Raw genomic sequence first — 22,652 nt, forward strand, 5'->3', positions numbered from 1 at the left:
AATTTTAATGTTGTATTGGTTTTTTTGTACCTTTTCGTTTCATTTCTTCGTCCAATACGGCTAAAAATTCTTCATTGTTTTTGGTTGAACGTAGTTTTCTTAAGAAACGTTCTAGGAAATCAGGCGAGTCTTGCATGCTTTTACGAATAGCCCACATTTTTTCTAAATGGGATTTTGGTACAAGCAGTTCTTCCTTCCGAGTACTGGAACGCAGAATATCAATTGCAGGGAAAATACGGCGCTGTGCCAAATGACGGTCTAAGTGAAGCTCCATGTTACCTGTCCCTTTAAATTCTTCATAAATTACATCATCCATACGAGAGCCTGTTTCCACTAAGGCAGTTGCTAAAATCGTGAAGCTGCCGCCATCTTCAATATTCCTGGCTGCTCCAAAGAAACGTTTTGGCCGGTGGAATGCTGCTGGATCAATACCACCTGACAACGTTCTGCCGCTTGGCGGAATGACTAAGTTATAAGCCCGCGCCAACCGCGTAATACTATCCATCAGCACGACAACGTCTTTCTTGTGCTCTACTAAACGCATCGCACGCTCTAATACTAATTCTGCCACCTTAATATGGTTCTCAGGTACTTCGTCAAAAGTAGAGCTGACCACATCTACATTCTCATCCACTGAACGCTCGATATCCGTTACTTCTTCTGGACGCTCATCCACTAATAAAATAATTAGTTTTGTATGGGGATGGTTTTTCGTAATACTGTTAGCAATCTGTTTTAACAGCATCGTCTTACCTGCCTTTGGAGGCGCTACAATTAATCCACGCTGACCATATCCAACCGGTGTCAGTAAATCCATGATCCGGGTAGAAATTAATTTGGTGTCTGTTTCCAAATTCATTAAACGATCTGGATAAAGCGGTGTTAGCGCCGGAAAATGAACACGCTCCTTGGCAGCCTCTGGATCCTCGCCATTAACTGCGTCTACATGTAATAAGCCATAGTAACGCTCATTCTCTTTCGGCGGACGCACCTTACCAGATACCTTATCCCCATTTCTTAAGTCAAAACGGCGAATTTGTGATGCCGAAATATAAATATCTTCCGCACTTGGCGAATAATTAATGGGACGTAGAAAGCCAAAGCCTTCCGTAGGGATAATTTCCAGAATCCCATCCATAAAAAGATAACCGCTTTTCTCTGCTTGTGCCTTTAGAATAGCAAACACTAATTCTCTTTTTGTTAATTTGGCATAATAAGATACTTTAAATTCTTTTGCTTTTGCATACAGTTCTTTCAATGTCATTGATTCTAATTCTGAAATTGTTACTTCACTCACAAAATCACCACACCTATATTTAATTTATTACAGTACAAATCGTCCGCAAAATGTAAATAGCACATTATCTTAATTCCCTTGACAAACAAGCTTTACCTAAAAAATAATATCTATATAAAAGCTCTTTCAATAAAAAAGAAAACTAGGCTCCTTAGTGAAAGTCTACTAGTCCCCCCAATAAAAAGAGCACGAAATCAGCATAGGGTAAAACGCAACTATGCACCAGCTATCCCTATTGCGTAATTAATAAACCTCTATCTGTTATTTTGGAATGGTCTATGTAACGTTCAAGTAGTCTGAAAAACTTTATTGAAGCACCGAGATCATTTAAAACCTCAAGAAGAATAAAAGATGGAAGCAATACTCATCTATCAGAAGTTATTCAAAAAGCCCAATAAAAATGAAGCACCAAATTTCTGCGTTGGCGGTAGAGGAACTTCTACTAAGATCGTCCACATCATGCGGACAACGCAGAAGTCAACACTTCCTGTGCAGGTCCGTTACTCACGTATGAAAAGCATACGTTCCGTTACTCAAAGCGGCGCCGCCTTGAACTTCGACGTACAGGACGTACTAGTGCAGGCGTTATGACAGGACGTCATGGCTTTAGCCTGCCGACGTACACGATGTGCTAGTATCGGTGTTGCAACACGATGTTGCGAACTTAACCGATGACGGTCTTTTAAGCAATCTTTTTGAACACGCACTATCAATGAAAACAAGATGATTATACGAAGATCGTATATTGAGTTATTACTATTTCCTATAGTACAACCTAAACTCTAGATATTCAACTGTTTTTTCAAGAATTAAATAAAAATAATTACAAATTGCGCCCCTCCCCATTTTACCTTGGTCTGCCTTTGCAGAAAAATAAGGAGGGGGGAGGTTTTCTTCCATTCCGTCTCTTGCAGGGGCGGTTTCTCCATAAGGAAAACTGTGAGAAGCCCTTGACTCCCCACAGCTTGATTGCTATCGCTGATTATGAATTTTGGATTTGCTGCATTTCCTTTTCTGACATCTCTTCACGCCAAATCTTTGCACCCAGGCTTTTTAGTTTTTCTGTAATATTGGCATAGCCACGGTCAATATGGTCCAGTCCAGTAATCTCTGTTACACCGTTTGCTAGTAATCCTGCTACAATCAAAGAGGCACCGGCACGCAAATCACTCGCTTTCACCTTAGCACCTTCTAACGGTGTTGGTCCTTGGACAATGGCAGAGCTGCCTTCTACCTTGATTTGGGCGTTCATTCTTCTTAATTCATCGGTATGTTTAAAACGAGCCTGATAAATTGTGTCCGTAACGACACCAGTTCCTTTTGCCTGTGTTAAAAGAGCGGTAAAAGGTTGTTGAAGATCGGTTGGAAAACCTGGATGAACTAAGGTTTTGATGTCGACACTCTTCAATTCATCACCCCTGTGAACCACCAGATGTTCTTCTCCTTCTTCAATGTGTACGCCCATTTCCCGCAGCTTGGCAAGCAACGGCTCTAAGTGCTGAGGAATCACATTATCAATCACCACGTTCTTCCCGTTGGCTGCTGCCATAATTACATAAGTACCTGCCTCAATCCGATCTGGTATAATGGTATGCATACATCCAGTTAGTTTCTCCACACCATCAATACGAATCACATCAGTACCGGCCCCTTTTATCCTCGCACCCATACTTGTTAAAAGAGTGGCTACATCAATAATTTCTGGTTCTCTTGCCGCATTTTCAATTACGGTACGCCCTTCTGCCCGTACTGCTGCCAGCATGATATTAATCGTCGCACCTACGCTGACCACATCTAAATAAATTCGTGCGCCGGTTAATTTCTCTGCACGTAAATAGATCGCACCCTGTTCATTAGTAACAGTTGCACCTAGGGCCTCGAAGCCTTTAATATGCTGATCAATCGGTCTTGGCCCTAAATAACAACCACCTGGTAGACCAATCACCGCTTCTTTAAAACGTCCTAACATAGCTCCCATAAAATAATAAGAAGCCCTTAGTTTCTTTACCCGTCCATTCGGCAACGGCATTGCCGTCATATTGACTGGATTAATATGCATTACTTGGCCTTTACGCTCTACCGTTCCGCCAATCTCTTCCAACAGAAAACTTAATGTTTCTACATCTGATATATCTGGAAGACCCTCAATCATTACCTCCGACTCAGCCAAAATGGCTGCCGGCAGTAAAGCTACTGCGCTGTTTTTTGCACCGCTCACACGCACGTTTCCTGATAGTAAATGTCCACCTTCCACAAGCAGTTTCTGCATGATGTTATCCTCGCTTTCTGAGTTTCAATCCTATTACCTCTGCATCTATATTCTCAATCGAATTCTTCCATTATTCTTAGCTTGTACGATGATTACCAAATATATGTAACCTTTTTATCGGACTTTTTGAACAACCTCTTAAAATCAATCATATCTATTATAGCTTATTTAGGGAGGAATTCAAACAGTAGAAATGCCATTGCTTGAAATTAGGGAATTTGCTTCAGTTGCAGCGATATGCGGGCCAAATGTTTCCGTTTATTTGCCAGCAGTCATTACGGACTCCCTGACTTATACAGAAAAAAACAGAAAACAAACAGCGAAATGCAAGTGGTGATGGTCATTTGCTTTTTAAACACCGTCACGCGCCTCTAACCATCTCGCTCAAACAGGAAATAAGCCTCCGTTCAGTATTTAGTAACTTTTTGCATTCCAATTAAACCTGTTATCATTTACGAAGACTTCTGAAAATCTTCTGCTTCCAATGTAGTCAATTGTTCATAAGTAGGATCTTCCATCACACTCAGCCTAAACGACATATTTCGAGATGCTCGTTCAAACAGATTTCTTACATATCTCCCGTTGCCAGACTGTGTCCTGGATTGTTCCTGATTAAATAACTCTTTCACAATTGGTTCACAAGAAACAGCTAGTTGGAAACCATTCTTTTGTACCATTAACTGCAGCATAGTGTACATCTCATCGACTGTATAATCGCTGAAAGTAATCAGGATTCGGGATTGCAGACCTGGATTGGCCTGAATAAAAGTTTGCATTTCTTTCCTACTTCAATATTAGTTTTTGACACTTGTAGCCAGACAAGGAAAGCATAGTGGGAAGACATCGCAAGGAAAGGGCTCTTCTTTTCCGAAGAGAATGAGTACAATTTCATGAAACGCGGAGCCTATTTCTGGAGCGATTACACGCCTATTTTTTATGTTATAAAAAATACTCTCTATCCAAACTAACAGGAATAGAGAGTATTTCAGTATATGTTATCTTATGCTTTACCTGAAGAACCGAATTCACGCATTTTACCGATTACGGTATCTTTAATGGCGTCACGGCTTGGTCCTAAGTATTTACGTGGATCGATCATTTTAGGGTTTGCTTCTAATACTTCACGGACTACTTTTGTTTGTTGGATTTGGTTTTCTGTATTTACATTAATTTTGGATGTACCAAGAGAAATTGCCTTTTGGATATCTTTCAAAGGGATACCAGTTCCGCCATGCAGTACTAATGGTACACCTGCAATAGTATTGATTTCTTCCATCTCTTTAAAGCCTAAGTTTGGTTCGCCTTGGTAAGGACCGTGTACAGAACCTAATGCTGGTGCAAGACAGTCAATGCCAGTGCGCTCCACAAGTTCTTTACATTCGTCTGTATCTGCGTACATGATACCACCTTGTACACCATCTTCATCACCGCCAACTGTACCAAGTTCTGCTTCAACTGATACACCGTGGAAGTGTGCAAGTTCTACTACTTTAGAAGTAACAGCGATATTCTCTTCAAAAGGATCATGTGATGCATCAATCATAACAGAAGTAAATCCTGCATGGATTGCCTTCGCACATGATTCAAAGCTAGAACCATGATCTAAGTGAATAGCTACTGGTACGGTTGTTCCTTGTGCTTCCGCTGTAGCTTCTACCATTGCTACTACAACACCGAAACCACCCATATATTTTGCTGCACCTTCAGATACACCAAGGATTACTGGAGATTTTTCTTCTTCTGCCGCTTGAAGGATAGCTTGTACATATTCTAAATTGTTGATATTGAATTGACCTACTGCATACCCATTTTCGTTTGCTTTGATAAGCATTTCTTTCATTGATACTAATGGCATTATTGTTCCTCCTTTAATATATGTAAACACAATGATAAAACAATCGATCTTGTGAAAGATTGTACCCATTTATAGAATACCAATTTCATGGGCAAGGTGCAACAAAACATTTTCATTCAACCGCTTACTTTTCATTTTTTTTAACATTTATCCCTAAAAACAAGAAACCACCTCCCCTTCATAGGTTTTTTGACCCTATGCAGGAAGGTTATGACAATAATCGCTCTTTTATTTCATTGATATGCCAAATGACCTTTTCTTTGTCGATGGTCATTAACTGTCTGTTATTTAACAGTACTTGTCCGTCCACGATCGTATGGGTAATATCTGTTGATTTGACAGAATAAATAATATGAGAAATGATATTATTCTTTGGTGATAGGTGAGGCTGATCAAAGTCAATTAACGTGATATCGGCCTGTTTACCTGTCTCAATCGTACCTGTTATTTGATCGATACCTAAAGCACGTGCACCTTGACTGGTACCTAGTGCCAATGTTTGATAGGCAGATAAGGCTGTGGCATCTTCATTGGCAACCTTTTGCAGAAGACTGGCGAAGCGCATTTCTTCTATCATATCAAGTGCATTGTTGCTGGCTGATCCATCTGTACCAATCCCGACACGCACCCCTTGTTCTAATAGATGGGCAATTGGTGCAATCCCGCTGGCTAATTTCATATTACTTTTCGGATTATAAATCAGTCCAGCCTGATGCTGCTGCAAAATAGCTATATCTTGATCTGATAGATATACACCATGTGCCGCAATCACTGGACGAGAAAATAATCCTGTTTTTTCCATCAAAGTGATTGGACTTTCCTGATACTCGTTTGCAATAATCGTCATTTCCTGCCTTGTCTCTGCCAAGTGGGTGTGGATAGCACAATCTAAACGTTCAGCCTCTTGGACTATCTTTTCTATCATGTTTGGTGAACATGTATAAGGTGCATGTGGAGATAGTAACGGTGTAATCCGGCTATGGCCTACCTGTTTCCATTTTTCGACAAATGCTATTGTTGCTTGGAGACGTTCTTCTCCGTTTCCAGCTGTCTCCATAATCGCTTCACACAATAATGCACGTAAACCGGCTTGATCTACTGCCTGAGCAATTTCATCCAAGCCAAAGTACATATCTGAAAAAGTGGTTGTCCCTGACTCAATCATTTCGATCATGCTTAACATCGAAGCCCAATAAACATCATCTGCCGTCATTTTTCCTTCTATGACCCACATTTCTTGGAGCCAGTCCATTAATGGCAGATCATCACGATAACCACGCAGCAAACTCATCGGTGTATGGGTGTGGCCATTGATCAGGCCGGGAATTGCCACTCGATTGGTTCCATCAATCACTTGATCAGCTGTCAATGCAGCAGGACGTTCAGATCCAACCTCCTGAATCAAACCGTCTTTTATCAGAATATAGCCGTGTTCTATCATTTCTTGATCTTTGGTCATTGGTACGATGGTTACATTTTTAATTAATAAGCTTTCTTTAGTCTGCATCTGTTCACCTACCGTCTTCTAATAAAGTGAAACTTCATTACGTCATTTCTGATATAACTTTTTCCATAATATAAAGGCTTATTTCCTTTCGTATAATGGACTTGTTCTAAAACTTGCAGTGCTTCACCAGGCTCTATTCTTAATTTATCTGCTAACTCTGGAGTGGCTTTATCCGCAAAAATAGTACAATTGGAATAAATGAGCTGCTGATTCTGTTGTTGTTCTAAATAAGCAAAGAATGACTCCTGTTGTTGTATTTCTCTGTCATCATCACCAATAACAGCCTCTGGGACAACAACAATATCATAGGCGAACGGCAGCTTATCTGCTGTACGCACCCTCTCAAACGTAATAATCGGGGTTTCAGGCTCCAATTGGAGTAAATCAGTAATCGGTCCAGTGGCCTGTCCTTTTATTACCACAGTATTAATCGTACCTGGCGTTAACCCTTGCCATTTGATAAAATCTGTCATACTCTCCAATTTTTCTAAACCGGCATTCAATTGGGGAGAAGCAGAGATGACAAATGTACCTACACCATGCCTGCGATCAATATACCCATCTAGTTCTAAACGCTGAAGTGCTTCGCGCAAGGCCGTTCGGCTGACACGCAATTGTTTTGCTAATTCTTGTTCTGAAGGTAATTTATCACCCACAGGGTATTCTCCCTTTTGGATTAGTCCATGAATGGTCAGATATATTCGATCTGGCAGGGTGTCAGGTTTCTTTAATTCCATCTGTCTATCTCGCTCCTTCTTACGTTCGGCTGCATGTTCTTTTTATTTTTCTAAGTGTTCACGAATATTTCTAGCCGCAAATACCCCTTTATGTGTAACAATTGCATCTACAAAATTTGGTGATACAATATCAAAGGACGGATATAGCCCTTCAATTCCCTCAATCGCTGTCCGTACACCACGTGCATAGAAGACCTCATCTGCTTGACGAAATTCAATCTCAATTTGATCTGTGCTTGGCGAATTCTCATCAGGACCTTCATATCCTAATACATAGAACGGAATGTTGTGGTGCTGGGCGACTACTGCATATTGATAAGTCCCGATCTTATTACATATATGTCCTTCTAACGTGATCTTGTCGGCAGCTGTAACAAGTGCCGTAATCATGCCTTGCTCCATTAAAAATCCAGGCATATTGTCAGTTACAAGGGTAACCTTTGTCCCCGTTTCTTTAATCGAATGAGCCGTTAAACGAGCCCCCTGAAAATAAGGACGGGTTTCCGTGCAATACATTTCAATATGTTTCTTTTGTTTCTTCGCTTCTAACAGCATATGAATTAAAGCAGAATCGGCAAAACAATGTGTTAATACCCGATCACCATCTTTAAGTAAATTGGCCGTATATTTTCCACAGTCGATGGCAATTTGATCTGCTTCTGCTACTTCTTGATTCATAAAGGCAATTAATTGTTCCGCTACGTCATCCGCTTGTTTCCCTGCCTCAATAGCCGGCTTAATTTCAGTTAAACATTTATCTAAAATAACTTTTAAACGCTGACCGGTTGGCCGAGTTGCCAATAAACGCTGATAGACTTCCTCTGCATATTGTGCAAGTGTTTGACCTGACCATTCCGGATTTTGTTTCAAGGCCAGGGCAAAGCCATAGCCTGCCGCAATAGCAATAACAATTGCTCCTTGAATCGTCATATCTTCAATCGCTTCTGCTACCTGCTGGTAGTCTTCGCAAACGACATAGGTCGTTTCCTCTGGATACAGTCGGCGATTTAATAAAATCACCTGTTGATCTTCATATCTTACTGTGTTATGCAGATAGGCCAATAACGGTACATCTTGTGCTTGTGGTACGTTCATATCGTTTCTCCTCCCTTTTACTTGCTTACATAAAGAACATACCGGCAATCGCTGCACTTAACATAGAAGCTAAGGCACCGGCAAATACACTTTTTAGTGATAGTTTGGCAAATAAACTCTGGCGCTTCGGATCTAAACTAGTTAGTGTACTGGCTAATGTTGCCATTGACGAGAAATTGGCAAATCCACATAAGGCAAAGGTGATCACCATGATGGACTTGTCACTAAACTGTGCTGTATTATCCATTAAGTTGATATAAGCAATAAATTCAGTTAATACTAACTTCTCACCAATTAACGATCCTGCCATGACGGCTTCACTCCACGGAATACCGATCGCAAAAGCAAGTGGTGCTATAATAAAACCTAAAATTTGTTGTAAACTTGTTTCAAACCCAAATAAACCAGTGGCAAACCCAATAAAGCCATTCACCATGTAAATGAGGGCAACAAAGGCGATTAAGGTAGCCCCTACAATTAAGGCAATCTGCAGACCATTTCGAGCTCCTGTAGAAGCAGCCTCAATGACATTACTGGCGCCTTCTTCATCTGCCAGCTGCAGATCGGTATCTTCTTTTATATCTTCTGTTTCTGGGTAAAATATTTTGGCAATAATCAAACCCGATGGTGCTGCCATAAAACTAGCCACTAGCAGGTATTGTAATTCCACTCCCAAAAGGGCATAGGAAGCCAGCATCGTACCAGCAATAGAAGCCAGCCCGCATGTCATAACCGCAAAAATCTCTGAACCAGACATCTTCGGCAAGTGCGGCTTGACAACTAGCGGAGATTCGGTTTGACCAACAAAAATATTCGCTGCTGCTACAACCGATTCACGTTTGGTGGTTTTAAATAAGAAAGAAAATAAACCACCAACATATTTAAAGATAAATTTCATAATCTTCAAGTGATATAAGATCGCAATTAATGAGGCAAAGAAAATAATCATTGGCAGCACATTAAAAGCAACAATAAACTGGATACCAGACTCCTCTGTGTATAAACCGCCAAATACGAAATCGATTCCTTCATCTGCATAGCCGATAATAACATTGACAAAATCGGAAATGCCCATTAATATCGTCGAACCGATCTTTGTCGATAAAACAAACCAGGCAAATACGATCTCAAAGGCCAGAGCAATCAGCACAAGTCTCAGACTGACCTTTTTCTTATTATTAGAAAAAATAAAAGCAAGGCCACAAACAATTAAGATTCCAAACAGACCCCAAACAATATTAATAAAACTCATTTATTTCCCCTCTCTGGTATTCCCAGTAAGTTTCTTATTCATTTTTTAGACAATGTAGCCTCTTTATGAAGAAAGGTGAGTACCTTTCCCCATTTAGAACGTTACTATAGCCTCTAAGGCAATATAAATCTCATCTTCTACTGCTTTTTTGACATGATCTTGATGTGGATTATAGTAGTCCATATCTGCATAGGCATAACCATCTAGTGCGACAATACCTCCAGCAGAAATGCCACGTAATTGTGCAATAGTATATAATGCCGATAATTCCATTTCAGCACCTAGGGCACCAGCATCTTTATATAATTTATGCGGAAATTCAACCGGGCCGGCATAGAAGGCATCCAATGTAACAATCATCCCTGTTCCAAATGTGACATCTGTTGCTTCAGCCGCTTCATTTAACGCCTGTACCACACGGAAATCAGCTACAGCCGGTACTCCATCTGGAACCATTTGTTTGGTTAAACCATCTGTTCGAACAGCAGAGCTGGCAATAATCAAGCTGCCTGGCGGTAATTCCTTTGTATACGATCCAGCTGTTCCAACACGGATAATGACTTTCGCTCCGGCTTTAATTAATTCTTCAAAATGAACGGCTGCCCCGGGCGCTCCAATGCCGTGACTTGAAACCGTAACAGCTGTCCCTTTGTATTTCCCATTAAACGTACGATATTCCCTGGAATAAGCAATCTCTTCTGCGTCTTCCAATTTGCTGGCGATCAATTCTGCTCGAAATGGATCTCCACAAACAATAACTAGAGGAGAAATGCCATGAACCGGAATCTTCGTTGTTGGCATAACCTGTTGATTTTCGCTCATATAAACAAAACAACCCTTCTTTTTTTATTAAATTCCCTAGAGGTATGACCTCTATACAACTTCAACATTACCTTCCCGAAAAAAAGTTGTCAATATTTTTTTAATTTTGTCAAAAAGGATTGCGATATGTTTTGAGGGTATCTTCTTATACTGAATTACAATCTATGACAGCATACCAAAAGTCCTTATTATTAAATGACTGGTACTTTCTCTCAAAGAAAGGCCATGTCACAAAATAATAAAGACTTTTTGTGATAAAAAATAGGTATAGTTTTTGACTTCTTTACATTAAGGCATGAGCTATCAGACAATTTACAACTTAAACAAATAGATCATCCGTTAACATTATTTCTGTAAAACGGTAGCGACTAGTTCACGAATATCGTTTAGTTGAAACGGCTTTTCTATGACTTTATGGATCATACTTGAGTGCTGAACGTCTGCTTTTGCCTTCTCAGGCAGCCCACTCATCATAATAACAGGAATATGATAACCTTCTTTTTGAAGCATAGTGAGCAGTGTCGGTCCATCAATAATAGGCAGTTTATAATCTAACATAATTAAATCCGGCTGTTGCTGGGTGATTTTTTCAAATGCTTCTTTACCATTTACAGCAAGTTCTACCCGATAGCTCTCCTGGCTAATGACTTCTTCCAAAAGCAATCGTATTCCTACCTGATCGTCTACAACTAGAACCGTTTTTTCCATATGAATTAACCCCTTCTAACATTTTCTAGGATAGTTTGTTTATTTGGAACGACAAATAATCGCTAACGGCAGTTCTATATAGTTTAAATTCGCCATATCTTACGAAATTCCTGCAACATTTTACTATAAGAAATTATAAATTTCATTATAACATAGCAAACCGATAAGATTTAGTATTTTTTTGAAAGCGGTTACTGATTATTGAGCAATAAGCAATGAAACTTCTTTTTTGTGATTGCTGTCTGGTATAACTGACGTGCGGCTTTTAGTTGTATTTGCAGAATTCGTTATGATGAACAAATTTTCGAGGATTTTCGCTTTTTTGTCCGTCATTTTCGTTTTGACGGACAACTCATTGAGCTTTACTCTTTTTTTGTCCGTCATTTCTGCTATTGATGAATGGAGGGCGAATTCCCCGGCTATGTCCGCATACTATAGTTCCTTGCTGCTTTCCCAGATTACCGCCATCCTTTTCATATGAAAAAACACCCTACTTCAAAAAGTAGGATGTTTGCTTTCGCTTGTTTATTTATTAACCGCAGCACCGATGAAGCCATTAAATAATTGTTGTGGTCTGGTTGGTCTTGATTTGAATTCCGGGTGAAACTGAGAAGCGACGAACCATGGGTGATCCTCTAGTTCAATCGTCTCGACCAATTTATGATCTGGACTTGTACCAGAGAAGACAAATCCATGTGCTTCCATCTGTTCTCTATATTCGTTATTAAATTCAAAACGATGGCGGTGGCGTTCATAGATAACATCTTCATTCCCATAGGCCTCTTTTGTTTTTGTACCATCCTGCAGACGGCATGGGTAGATACCTAAACGTAAAGTACCGCCAAGGTCAGAGACATCTTTTTGCTCTGGCAACAGATCAATAATTGGATATGGAGTGTTTGGATCAATCTCAAAAGAGTTCGCTCCTTCTAATCCAACTACATTACGGGCAAATTCAACGGTCGCAAGTTGCATACCTAAACAAATGCCGAGGAATGGCAGTTTATTCTCACGAGCATAGCGGATTGCTTCCAGCTTACCCTCGATCCCTCTGTCGCCAAAACCGCCTGGAACTAATAATCCTTCTACATCTGATAAATGCTCGGCAACATTGCTGCTGGTAACCTCTTCCGCATTAATCCATTTGACTTCCACATCGGCGTCATGCGTATAACCTGCATGCTTTAAGGCTTCTACGACAGAAATATAGGCATCAGGCAGTTCCACATATTTACCTACTAAACCGATTGTTATTTTTTTCGATAGCTTCAATACACGCTCTACCAGCTGATTCCACTCGGTCATGTCTGCTTCGCCACAGTCCAAACCAAAATGATCACATGTAATCTGATCTAAGTTCTGTTTTTGTAAGTCAAGTGGTACGTGATATAGTGTATCTGCATCTCCAGCTTCAATTACAGATTTCTCGTTAATATCACAGAACAAAGCAATCTTTTCTTTCATTTCCTGACTGATTGCATGTTCGGTTCTTAATACAATCACATCCGGCTGAATCCCTAAAGAACGTAATTCTTTCACACTGTGCTGGGTAGGCTTGGTTTTCAGTTCTCCGGCTGCCTTGATATATGGTACTAGCGTACAATGGATATACATGACATTGTCTTTCCCAATGTCACTCTTAATTTGGCGAATCGCCTCAATGAACGGTAAGGATTCAATATCCCCTACAGTACCGCCAATTTCCGTGATGACAATGTCTGCATTAGTCTGTTTACCAGCTTGAAAGACTTTGTCCTTAATTTCATTAGTGATATGTGGAATCACTTGAACCGTGCCGCCTAAGTAATCACCATGGCGTTCTTTCTTAATAACAGTTGAATAAATCTTTCCCGTTGTAATATTGCTGTATTGATTAAGATTGATATCAATAAAGCGTTCATAATGACCTAAGTCAAGGTCTGTTTCTGCGCCATCATCTGTCACAAATACCTCGCCATGTTGATATGGACTCATGGTGCCTGGATCCACATTGATGTATGGGTCAAATTTCTGGATAGTTACCTTTAATCCTCTATTTTTCAAAAGTCGTCCCAATGAGGCAGCCGTAATCCCTTTTCCAATAGAAGAAACAACACCACCAGTTACAAATATATACTTGGTCACACTATATCCCTCTTTCTATTTGTATTATGATATCTATTATTTTTCGTGACAAATAAACAAGTTATGACACACGCTCTAAATAAGGTACGCACCATATGATATGCTTATCAAAAAATAAAAAGCGCCCCCCTAAGCAGGGAACGCTATATGCTTCTACTAATAATAGTGCCCAATAAGAATTTTACTCAGAAGCTTATCGAAAGTCAAGTATCTGTTTAAACTATTTTTCTATATCATCTTCATTAATGAACTCGTCATCAATCTCCTCATCGTCATCCTCAAAGTCAAAATCATCATCGATAATATCATCTGCCGCTAATTCATCATCATCGAAATCGTCTAGATCATCGTCTTCTGCAATGATCGTTTCATCCAAATCCTCTGTTTCATCAAGCACATCTTCTGCCTTGCTCTTCTTTGCTTTTTTCTTTTTCTTCTTTGGCACAACCGTAATATCCTCATCAATTTCCTCAACGGGATACCACTTCTTCAGCCCCCAAAGATTGGAACCTTTTGTCATAAAACGTCCATCAATGTTTAAATCTGTATAATATTGAGTAATCCAAGTATCCTTCTCAGACTCTGATAAACCCTTCAAATCGGCAATTCGATCAAATATTTCACGAAAGTCTAATGCTTTATTCTCTTCTTCTAAGATTAGCGTCGCAATCTCTATCATTGCCAACTCATCTATTTGTTGTTGCGTTAAGTCATGTAAACTCAAAGCTCAGCACCCCTTTTTCATCAATACTATATGTAAACTCCTGTATGCAATTGATATAGTCTATCATCATATTATATGATTTTGTTTATCGAAATGCAATACTCATTCTTTGATTGCTCTAACACCATCTGCACAAGCTGTTTACTGTTACACGTGATTCCTTGTCTGTCACCTGCTAAGCCTCCAAAAAACGTACCAGATTCGCAATTTTCTCTTCTGTTAATTCACCTGAGTTATCAAATATCTGAATATGGTCTTGCGGAATGTCCCAATTAATGGCTGGAATAAAGTCTACCCTTGTTTCATAGGAATCCCAATTATCCAGTTTCCACGTATCTCGAACTGTCCCACGTTCCTGAATACGCTGACGTTGTTGATTCATATCGTCCAATGTAACAACGACTACCTTCACATCAACGTCAGTCTTTGATTTACCGCTGGCGGCAATCACTTCATCGATCCAGTCTTTGTTCTTCAGCTCAGCCGTAAAGGGAGAAATCATAAATACATTCTGTCCAACACGCAGGTTCTCTATGCATATATCTTTGGTTGAATCATATTCTAAATCACGCAGATTCTCTTTATAAAATTGAGAATCACGGTCATTCGGGTCCATGTTGTTCATTTTTAAAATATGCTCAACGAAACGTCCGCCAATTGTATCACGATCAAGGAACGCACACGGAATCCGCGCAGCCGCCTTTTCCGCTACTGTTGTCTTCCCAGTACCTGCTACCCCTACAAAAAAAACTAACCTTTGCACAAGCTCACACCTCTTCTGTAATTATCTATTCTTTTGTATATGTTAACGCAAAATGAAGAAATACGCACCCCTAAGTTGGTGTATATTCCAATTTTTTTTGGCAACATTAAATAGATAAACACGGATCAATTAGCCGAATATCTTTTTTTAGCAAAAAGGGGGATCACCGATGATCTGGTTAGTATTAGTAGTTATTCTCATTTGCCTGGACTGGATCATTGGCAGATGGTTTCAATTCCAAAAGAATCAGAGTCAGAGCTGGATGACGACCATCCAAGAAAGTGATGTCTATATCGATGGTAATTCCTTATTTTCTGCTATTTACCAAGATATTGAACAAGCAACAAAGCGAATAGATATCCAATTCTTTATTATTCGCAATGATAAAGTAAGTAATCGCCTGTATGCTTTATTGGCACGCAAGCAATCTGAAGGTGTTCAAGTGCGGCTGCTGACAGATTGGATCGGCAGTATTCGTTTCCGCAGTAAATGGCTGAAACACAAAATGGCCTTTCGAAAGACAAACCCGCCAGCCTTTCCCTTTTTTTATCGCTTACAGCAGCGTAACCATCGCAAAATACTAATAATAGATGACAGCATAGCCTATGTTGGTGGGTTTAACCTTGGTGATGAATATTTAGGCAAAGATCTGCAATTAGGTGCATGGCGGGATTATCATGTTCGGGTAACTGGTGAAATCGTGAAAGTACTGCAAACAGCGTTTACGATCGATTGGGAACAGCAAATACAGGACACTATGCATGCAAACAATGGTGATGTGGAGGTGTTAACTACAGAAGGATACACCTTTGAAAAACGATTATTGCATTATATTCATCACTGTCAACATTCTATCGAGATTGGTTCTCCCTATTTTATTCCCAGTAGCAAGGTAAAAAAGGCACTGCTGGACGCCTTAAATCGCGGCGTAAGGGTTACCATCTTATATCCAGATAAAGCAGATCATCTCCTTACAAAGGCAGCCTCTCTTTCCGATTTAAAGCAGTTAAAAAGCCACCACGCAACTATCCGTCTCTATAAAAAAGGCTTCTTTCACGGCAAAGTGATTTTTATTGATGAAGACACCTGTATCTTTGGTACTGCAAACTTCGACCGTCGCAGCTGTGAGCTTAACCAAGAGCTGAATTTTATTTTCACTAGCCAGCAGCCTTTATATACCAAATTAAATCAAGCCTTTTGGCAGGATGTTTCCATCAGTAAGCCCCTTACAGACGGGTGGCTGGAACACCAGCCCGTACACTTGCGTTTGCTGTCACGGCTGACTATGCCGATTAGGCAATGGTTGTAAGGGATAACAGATGTTAGGATAGTGGCCAAACTTAACTATTATGGATGCATGGGGTAACTCAGGAGAGTGGACCATCATGTTGTTTCATTGATTGTAGTTATGAGTGAAAGGGACCTTGATAGCGGGACCTTGATAGTGAAGTTGTCCATTTCCTTTTATAGAATGCTTTCATAAGAAGTAAACAGATAAGCTATTCTAGGGAGCATACAGTCATGATGCTATTTCTTTGCATGAATGTAGAACTATTTTCCAGCGCAGGCTAACCACAAAGACTCCTATGGGTGTGGCGGGTAAAAACGTAACAACTGGACCGAAGCAACTGAGATAAAGGAATCACGGGGAGGAACGAACCGATGATGACTTATCGTAGGGCACTTTCGGGAAGTTATCTAGTTTTTGACACTTGTAGTCAGACAAGGGAACTGGACGAGCGGAAGATCCATCAAACAGAATCACCTAACATACAAAAGGCTGTTGCACAATGTAATATTTACATGTTGCAACAGCCTCTTCTTTTCCTCCGTATAGTCTAATTACATACTATCTGGTGCATGGACTCCTATTAGCTTCATACCGTTTGCCAAAGTAATACGCACTGCGTCCATTAATGCTAACTTTACTTTGGTTGCCTCCAATTCTGCTTCGTTAATGACCTTCTCGGCATTATAGAAGCTGTGCAGTAAGGCAGCCAGATCAAAAATATACTGTGTCACACGGTGTGGTGTACGGTTAGTTGCAGCATCTGCCACAACTTGGGTGAATTCGCCTAACTTCTTCAGTAAATCTTCAGCTTTCTCAGATTGCAGTAAGTTGGTGTCATAACTATCAAAGACAATCCCTTTCTCTTCTGCTTGTTTCAGCATCGTACAAATACGAGCATGTGCATATTGGACATAATATACCGGATTCTCGGTGGATTGGGATTTTGCCAAATCCATATCAAAATCCAAGTGAGAATCTGCTGAACGCATCACAAAGAAGTAGCGCATTGCATCAATCCCAACCTCTTCCATTAACTCACGTAATGTAACAGCTTTTCCGCTTCGCTTACTCATCTTAACCTTTTCACCATTCTCGAAGAGGTTCACCATTTGAATAATTTCAACCTCTAGCGTATCGGCGTCATAGCCTAATGCTTGAATGGCCGCTTTCATTCTCGGGATATAGCCGTGATGATCTGCTCCCCAAATATCAATCAGCTGATCAAATCCACGATCTAGTTTATTTTTATGGTAAGCAATATCAGGTGATAAATACGTGTAGGAACCATCTTGCTTAATTAATACACGGTCTTTATCATCGCCAAATACAGTCGTCCGGAACCAGGTAGCTCCATCTTGTTCATAGATATAGCCTTTTTCTCTTAAGGTTTCGATCGCTGGAATTACCTTGTCCTCTTCATATAATGATGTCTCGGAAAACCAATTATCAAAAGTAACACGGAATTGTTCCAAGTCGTTCGCTAATTTGTCCAATTCTACTTTTAAACCATAAGAGCGGAAAAAGGCAAGCTGCTCATCCTCTGATTTCTCCAATAATGCCTCTCCGTGTTCCGCAGCTAATTGTTCACCGATTTTAATAATATCTGCACCATGATAGCCGTCCTCTGGCATGGCAGCCTCTCTGCCTATCGCCTGCAAATAACGTGCCTGTACTGAAACAGCCAAGTTAAGAATTTGATTCCCGGCATCATTAATATAATATTCACGCTGCACTTTGTACCCAGCCTTATCCAGGATATTACAAAGCGAGTCACCGACAGATGCTCCGCGTGCATGACCCAAATGTAAATCACCTGTTGGGTTAGCTGATACAAACTCTACTTGTATCTTTTCCCCTTTCCCTGTATCAGATGAACCATATTCAGAACCTTGTTGCAAAATCGTTGGGATCAATTCTGTCAAATACTGATTATTCATCGAAAAGTTAATAAAACCTGGTCCAGCAATATCCACTTTTTCAATAAATACCTTTGCTGTATTTAATCGCGTGATTAATTCTTCAGCAATTTGGCGGGGCGGCTTCTTTGCCACCCGTGCAAGCTGCATAGCGATATTAGTCGCATAGTCCCCATGTGCCTTATCCTTCGGTTGTTCTAAAATAATCGCAGGCAGTTCTGTCTCAGAAGCCAACTCTGCTTTTAGGACAGCCTGCTTTATCTCTTCTTTTACCTTTTCCTGCAATTCCTGCATTACATTCATTTCTGTTACCTCCACTAAGTTCTATAATTCAACGAGATGGTGAGATTATGTTGTCTAGGCTCTTCACCATTTAAACTGGTTTGATAGTCAATGCTCAAGACACCTGCTTCTTGTTTCTGAGGCCGTCTAAAATAAATCTGATTTGTCTTTGTAGTCATATGCATTGTTCCATATGCATGGCGATATACATTCTCGGTCGGCTGGTCTGCGATAAAACGCTGCACCATGGATATGGATCCGGTTCGTTTAACAGTTACTTTATCCGCTTGGATCGTAATCATGGAATCAATAACCGTATCTTCTTCATGTTGTTCACTGAAGGTTAATACCGTCATATTGCCTCTTTCCATTAATTGTCCTCGTTCTTTCACTACAGAAATATCCTGTTGTCCTTGATCGATAATTTCCATTCTCATATTGACGGATACGTCAGATTTCTTCACATTACCATGCTTCCTTCTATTAATCCATTGTCTTTAATGCTTCCAACGGTAATTTGGCATAAAAATAATCATCCCGCTCATTAATAAAGCGTTGATAAGAGGTCCGAAGCAATTGCTTGTCCCGCTTGGCTTTACCTAAATAATACATTTGAAAAGGCGTTAGACTTTCAAATGATTCCAGAGTTTCTATACATAGATCCAACTGATTATTTGCCAATGCCAAGTGAGCTTGTTCTGCCTTGTCCTCGGTCTCAATACCCTCTGTTTTCCCATGGTAAGCCGAAATAAATACCAATGTATAGTTTTTCAAACCGTACACCGCTCGCGCATTGTTCATTTCCTTGGCTATTTCAATCGCAGTATTAACATGTGTGATGGCTTGGTCATAACTCTCATAAATATATCCTTGTGCCAAAATATTATGGATATCTATTTTTTTTCTTGGATTGTTAATCGATTGCAGCAACTGGTAGCCGTATTTGCGAGAAAGAATTAATTCATTTCGCTTCCAGTGATAAATAAATAATGTTTCCTGCAGGCGCAAATTTAATAGTTTGTATAACAGCGGATCCTTGACCTTGTGGATGTTTCGCTTAATATTCTCATTAAATGAACCGATCATACCATATTGATACATATCAAAGTAACAATAAATATGAATGAGGTCACTTAACAACATTATTAAGTAATCGTCCGGGTGAACCTTCATACGGCTTAATTTCTTTAAATATTTGGCTGGGCCATCTGGTTTTAGTTGTTTTTTGCGTAACACCTTTCGCTGGTACATCAATTCATAAAACTTGGCTGCTTTACTTACGAACTCACTGTCTGTATGCTTTACTTTATCCAATAGCTGCCTTAGTTCCTGATATAGCCCATTCGTGTATAAATACTCCATAGCGGTACATTGGTTTTTTTCCTGTTCACAGGCTAAACATATTCTACTCATATCACTTACTTCCGTTGGCTGATTCTCCAATTCTTGATATATCAGATACAACGGTTTTTCTTGTTCACTTAAGATAAATTTATCGACTATTGAATTACCTGCCATAGAATAATCTCCTAATCTTTATAAACTTAATTCCATTTTGTATTAGTAGTTGTCATACTATGTAAATAGCCTCACCAATTGTCTCGTAAGAATGTCTTAAGTTGAATAATTCATGTACTATACAACATTTTATCACATTCTGCAAAAGAGAGATATGGAAGCTTTCTTTTTTTATTGGACTTTTTGAACAACTGCTTATAGCTATATTTTAACTCTCTATTGTTATCTATCAAGATATAATGCTTTAATCCATCTCATATTTCTTATTTCCATAAAATACATGTTTAGTCTGTATGCCATTTAGACATACTGCTAATAATGTACAAAGTGGGGTGTGGAAATGAAACGTCTGCTTAAAATTGCTCTTTTTTTTATAATGATAGGCAGCTCTTGTCTGGCTGTATTGTTAGTGGCTTGCTTCTTTTTGGGTCCACCCTCTCTTGAGCGCCCGCAGAACACGGTTTACTTCAGTGATAAGGAAGAAGTAATTGGAGAAGCGTACGGATCTGAGAAACGGTATTGGGTGCCAGATGATGAAATAGATGACAAGGTAGAGTTAGCTACTGTTTGGACAGAGGATCAACACTTCTATCGGCATTTCGGCTTTGATTTTAAACGACTGCTAAGTGCTATTTGGAAGGATATTCGAACGATGTCCTTAAAGGAAGGTGCCAGTACGATCACCCAGCAATATGCACGAAATCTTTATTTAACACATGAAAAGACCTGGAAACGAAAACTATATGAAGCATTCTATACCATTCGTTTAGAAATGTTTTATGACAAAGAAGAATTGTTAGAAGGCTATCTAAACACAATCTATTATGGTCATGGAGCCTATGGTATTGAAGCAGCCAGTCAGCATTTCTTTGATAAGCCTGCGAAACAACTAAGCTGGGCAGAGGCAGCAATGCTTGCCGGTATACCAAAAGGTCCTTCACTCTACTCGCCTTTTCATGATGAGGAGAGGGCCAAGGCACGTCAAGAATGGATTTTGCAAAATCTATACGATAAACAAGTCATTGATCAAGCAACCTACCACTCTGCGATTCACGAAAAACTGGCTTTCGCTGACCCAGAAGAAGTGGTTACAGCAGGGGCAGCCCCCTACTTTCAAGATGCCGTTAATCAGGAATTACAAGCGTTATTGGATATTGATCTGGAAGATATTCGCTCAGGCGGTTATCAAGTCTATACGACACTTGATCTGAACCAACAACGATTACTAGAAGAAACCGTGGCAGAAGTCATTACTAATCCAGAAATACAGATTGGCGCTATGGCAATGGATCCGAACTCCGGGGCGATTACCTCCTTGTTGGGCGGACTGGACTATCAAGAATCTGCTTTTAACCGAGCTACCCAAGCACAGCGAATGCCAGGGTCTGCTTTTAAGCCTTTCCTTTACTATACAGCTTTAGAAAGCGGAATGACAGCAGCTACACCTTTAATGAGTCAGCCGACAGTGTTTGAGCTACAGGATGGCAACAGCTATCAGCCTAGTAATTATCATGATTATTACGCCAACAAGCCAATTACTTTGGCACAGGCTCTAGCTTTATCTGATAATATCTATGCTATTAAAACGAATCTATTTGTGACACCAGAGCGGTTTGCTAAGATCGCGGAGGACAAGTTCCAATTTACCAGCCCATTATCTGCCGTTGCCTCTTTGGCATTAGGAACGGAAGTAGTCACGGTACAGGAAATGGTAACTGGTTATAGTATCCTTGCCAATGGTGGCAAACGGGTAGAACCGCATACAATTGAAAAAGTAACGGACAGCTTTGATAACGTATTATACGAACGAGAAACAGATGATAAAGCGGAGAGTCAATTTTCTCTATTTAAAAAACAAGAAGACCAACAAGTGTTAAATCAAAGTTATACCTATATTCTTAATGATCTGATGAAAGGGATGTTCCATGAGGAATTAAATGGCTATATGCAAGTCACCGGTGCGTCCATTGCTGATCAATTATCCCGTGATTATGCCGGTAAATCTGGAACAACCAATGTCGATAATTGGATGGTCGGCTATTCGCCGGCACTCACTTCCGGCATCTGGGTAGGATATGACGATAATCGTGAAATTGTCTTATCAGAGGATCAGCAATATGCTAAGGAAGTTTGGGCGGAGTTTATGGAAAAGGCGCATCATACTTTACCAGAAGTACGCGTGATGAAGCCCGATAATGTCGTTGAAGCAATGATTGATCTGGATACAGGTTTATTAGCCGCAGAGGGCTGTGAACATACCTATCCCATGCTGTTTATTCGTGGAACAGAGCCGAAAGAATACTGCAGTACTCATTCTGAAGGAGGAACGGTGCCCGAAAACCATTTGTTAGAGAATTGGTGGGAATGGTTATGGATTGGTGAAGGAGAGGAAGGAGATCCTACGTAAAAAGGCTGGGCATATGCCCAGCCTTTTTACGATCCTAGTAACTATAAGAGTTACCTTGTTATCTATTTTATTAATATTGAACTGC

At 40.0% G+C, this 22,652-nt stretch carries 18 protein-coding genes; 2 read left to right on the forward strand and 16 right to left on the reverse strand.

The window, feature by feature from the left end; all coding sequences use genetic code 11:
- Positions 1-4: 4 nt before the first annotated feature.
- The 13 genes from rho to JOD18_RS11190 all read right to left on the reverse strand — a co-directional run bounded on the left by rho (position 5) and on the right by JOD18_RS11190 (position 15,153).
- Positions 5-1,297, reverse strand: coding sequence for a transcription termination factor Rho (gene rho / locus JOD18_RS11130; protein WP_204669107.1), 1,293 nt, complete (start codon positions 1,295-1,297; stop codon positions 5-7).
- Positions 1,298-2,279: 982 nt separating this feature from the next.
- Positions 2,280-3,566 (reverse strand): UDP-N-acetylglucosamine 1-carboxyvinyltransferase, encoded by a 1,287-nt coding sequence (locus tag JOD18_RS11135; protein WP_204669108.1) that lies wholly within the window; start codon positions 3,564-3,566, stop codon positions 2,280-2,282.
- A gap of 452 nt (positions 3,567-4,018) precedes the next feature.
- The gene (locus tag JOD18_RS11140; protein ID WP_204669109.1) at positions 4,019-4,342 is read right to left on the reverse strand and encodes a hypothetical protein; all 324 of its coding nucleotides are present in this window, start codon (positions 4,340-4,342) and stop codon (positions 4,019-4,021) included.
- A 224-nt stretch (positions 4,343-4,566) separates the two neighbouring features.
- Complete coding sequence (gene fba / locus JOD18_RS11145; protein ID WP_204669110.1) at positions 4,567-5,421, reverse strand: class II fructose-1,6-bisphosphate aldolase; 855 nt, start codon at positions 5,419-5,421, stop codon at positions 4,567-4,569.
- 208 nt (positions 5,422-5,629) lie between these two features.
- A complete protein-coding gene (locus JOD18_RS11150) occupies positions 5,630-6,928 on the reverse strand; it encodes an amidohydrolase (protein WP_204669111.1) in 1,299 nt (432 codons plus the stop codon).
- Between the two features lie 8 nt (positions 6,929-6,936).
- On the reverse strand, positions 6,937-7,665 hold the full coding sequence (locus JOD18_RS11155) for a GntR family transcriptional regulator (protein WP_204669112.1): 729 nt from the start codon (positions 7,663-7,665) through the stop codon (positions 6,937-6,939).
- Between the two features lie 42 nt (positions 7,666-7,707).
- A complete protein-coding gene (locus tag JOD18_RS11160) occupies positions 7,708-8,760 on the reverse strand; it encodes a s-methyl-5-thioribose-1-phosphate isomerase (protein WP_204669113.1) in 1,053 nt (350 codons plus the stop codon).
- A 25-nt stretch (positions 8,761-8,785) separates the two neighbouring features.
- Positions 8,786-10,012: a NupC/NupG family nucleoside CNT transporter gene (locus tag JOD18_RS11165; RefSeq protein WP_239588073.1), complete on the reverse strand. Its 1,227-nt coding sequence runs from the start codon at positions 10,010-10,012 to the stop codon at positions 8,786-8,788.
- A gap of 93 nt (positions 10,013-10,105) precedes the next feature.
- On the reverse strand, positions 10,106-10,834 hold the full coding sequence (locus JOD18_RS11170) for a nucleoside phosphorylase (RefSeq protein WP_420827801.1): 729 nt from the start codon (positions 10,832-10,834) through the stop codon (positions 10,106-10,108).
- A gap of 345 nt (positions 10,835-11,179) precedes the next feature.
- Positions 11,180-11,542: a response regulator gene (locus JOD18_RS11175; RefSeq protein ID WP_204669114.1), complete on the reverse strand. Its 363-nt coding sequence runs from the start codon at positions 11,540-11,542 to the stop codon at positions 11,180-11,182.
- Between the two features lie 525 nt (positions 11,543-12,067).
- Complete coding sequence (locus JOD18_RS11180) at positions 12,068-13,666, reverse strand: CTP synthase (protein ID WP_204669115.1); 1,599 nt, start codon at positions 13,664-13,666, stop codon at positions 12,068-12,070.
- A 220-nt stretch (positions 13,667-13,886) separates the two neighbouring features.
- A complete protein-coding gene (gene rpoE, locus JOD18_RS11185; RefSeq protein WP_204669116.1) occupies positions 13,887-14,390 on the reverse strand; it encodes a DNA-directed RNA polymerase subunit delta in 504 nt (167 codons plus the stop codon).
- Positions 14,391-14,565: 175 nt separating this feature from the next.
- Positions 14,566-15,153, reverse strand: coding sequence for an AAA family ATPase (locus JOD18_RS11190; protein WP_204669117.1), 588 nt, complete (start codon positions 15,151-15,153; stop codon positions 14,566-14,568).
- A 169-nt stretch (positions 15,154-15,322) separates the two neighbouring features.
- Between JOD18_RS11190 and JOD18_RS11195 the strand changes: the two genes are divergently transcribed.
- Entirely contained in the window at positions 15,323-16,462 is a 1,140-nt protein-coding gene (locus JOD18_RS11195; protein ID WP_204669118.1) for a phospholipase D-like domain-containing protein, read from the forward strand.
- A 533-nt stretch (positions 16,463-16,995) separates the two neighbouring features.
- Here the strand turns inward: JOD18_RS11195 and argS are convergent.
- From argS to JOD18_RS11210, 3 genes are read right to left on the reverse strand one after another with little or no spacing between them, the layout of a single operon-like run.
- A complete protein-coding gene (gene argS, locus JOD18_RS11200; protein WP_204669119.1) occupies positions 16,996-18,663 on the reverse strand; it encodes an arginine--tRNA ligase in 1,668 nt (555 codons plus the stop codon).
- Positions 18,664-18,677: 14 nt separating this feature from the next.
- Complete coding sequence (locus JOD18_RS11205; protein WP_204669120.1) at positions 18,678-19,106, reverse strand: DUF1934 family protein; 429 nt, start codon at positions 19,104-19,106, stop codon at positions 18,678-18,680.
- 19 nt (positions 19,107-19,125) lie between these two features.
- The gene (locus JOD18_RS11210) at positions 19,126-20,160 is read right to left on the reverse strand and encodes an AimR family lysis-lysogeny pheromone receptor (protein ID WP_204669121.1); all 1,035 of its coding nucleotides are present in this window, start codon (positions 20,158-20,160) and stop codon (positions 19,126-19,128) included.
- A 340-nt stretch (positions 20,161-20,500) separates the two neighbouring features.
- Here JOD18_RS11210 and JOD18_RS11215 point away from each other — a divergent pair, with 340 nt between their 5' ends.
- Positions 20,501-22,567 carry a transglycosylase domain-containing protein gene (locus JOD18_RS11215; RefSeq protein WP_204669122.1) on the forward strand — a complete coding sequence of 689 codons (2,067 nt, stop codon included), beginning with the start codon at positions 20,501-20,503 and terminating at the stop codon, positions 22,565-22,567.
- Positions 22,568-22,652: the final 85 nt, after the last annotated feature.

The organism is Gracilibacillus alcaliphilus (assembly GCF_016909015.1).
In the GTDB taxonomy this organism is placed as follows: domain Bacteria; phylum Bacillota; class Bacilli; order Bacillales; family Amphibacillaceae; genus Gracilibacillus; species Gracilibacillus alcaliphilus.

Bases quoted from the DNA above. Each gene is read 5' to 3' on its own strand.
- JOD18_RS11135 (WP_204669108.1), bottom strand. From the start codon at position 3,566: ATGCAGAAACTGCTTGTGGAAGGTGGACATTTACTATCAGGAAACGTG.
- JOD18_RS11140 (WP_204669109.1), bottom strand. From the start codon at position 4,342: ATGCAAACTTTTATTCAGGCCAATCCAGGTCTGCAATCCCGAATCCTG.
- fba (WP_204669110.1), bottom strand. From the start codon at position 5,421: ATGCCATTAGTATCAATGAAAGAAATGCTTATCAAAGCAAACGAAAAT.
- JOD18_RS11150 (WP_204669111.1), bottom strand. From the start codon at position 6,928: ATGCAGACTAAAGAAAGCTTATTAATTAAAAATGTAACCATCGTACCA.
- JOD18_RS11155 (WP_204669112.1), bottom strand. From the start codon at position 7,665: ATGGAATTAAAGAAACCTGACACCCTGCCAGATCGAATATATCTGACC.
- JOD18_RS11160 (WP_204669113.1), bottom strand. From the start codon at position 8,760: ATGAACGTACCACAAGCACAAGATGTACCGTTATTGGCCTATCTGCAT.
- JOD18_RS11165 (WP_239588073.1), bottom strand. From the start codon at position 10,012: ATGAGTTTTATTAATATTGTTTGGGGTCTGTTTGGAATCTTAATTGTT.
- JOD18_RS11170 (WP_420827801.1), bottom strand. From the start codon at position 10,834: ATGAGCGAAAATCAACAGGTTATGCCAACAACGAAGATTCCGGTTCAT.
- JOD18_RS11175 (WP_204669114.1), bottom strand. From the start codon at position 11,542: ATGGAAAAAACGGTTCTAGTTGTAGACGATCAGGTAGGAATACGATTG.
- JOD18_RS11195 (WP_204669118.1), top strand. From the start codon at position 15,323: ATGATCTGGTTAGTATTAGTAGTTATTCTCATTTGCCTGGACTGGATC.
- argS (WP_204669119.1), bottom strand. From the start codon at position 18,663: ATGAATGTAATGCAGGAATTGCAGGAAAAGGTAAAAGAAGAGATAAAG.
- JOD18_RS11210 (WP_204669121.1), bottom strand. From the start codon at position 20,160: ATGGCAGGTAATTCAATAGTCGATAAATTTATCTTAAGTGAACAAGAA.
- JOD18_RS11215 (WP_204669122.1), top strand. From the start codon at position 20,501: ATGAAACGTCTGCTTAAAATTGCTCTTTTTTTTATAATGATAGGCAGC.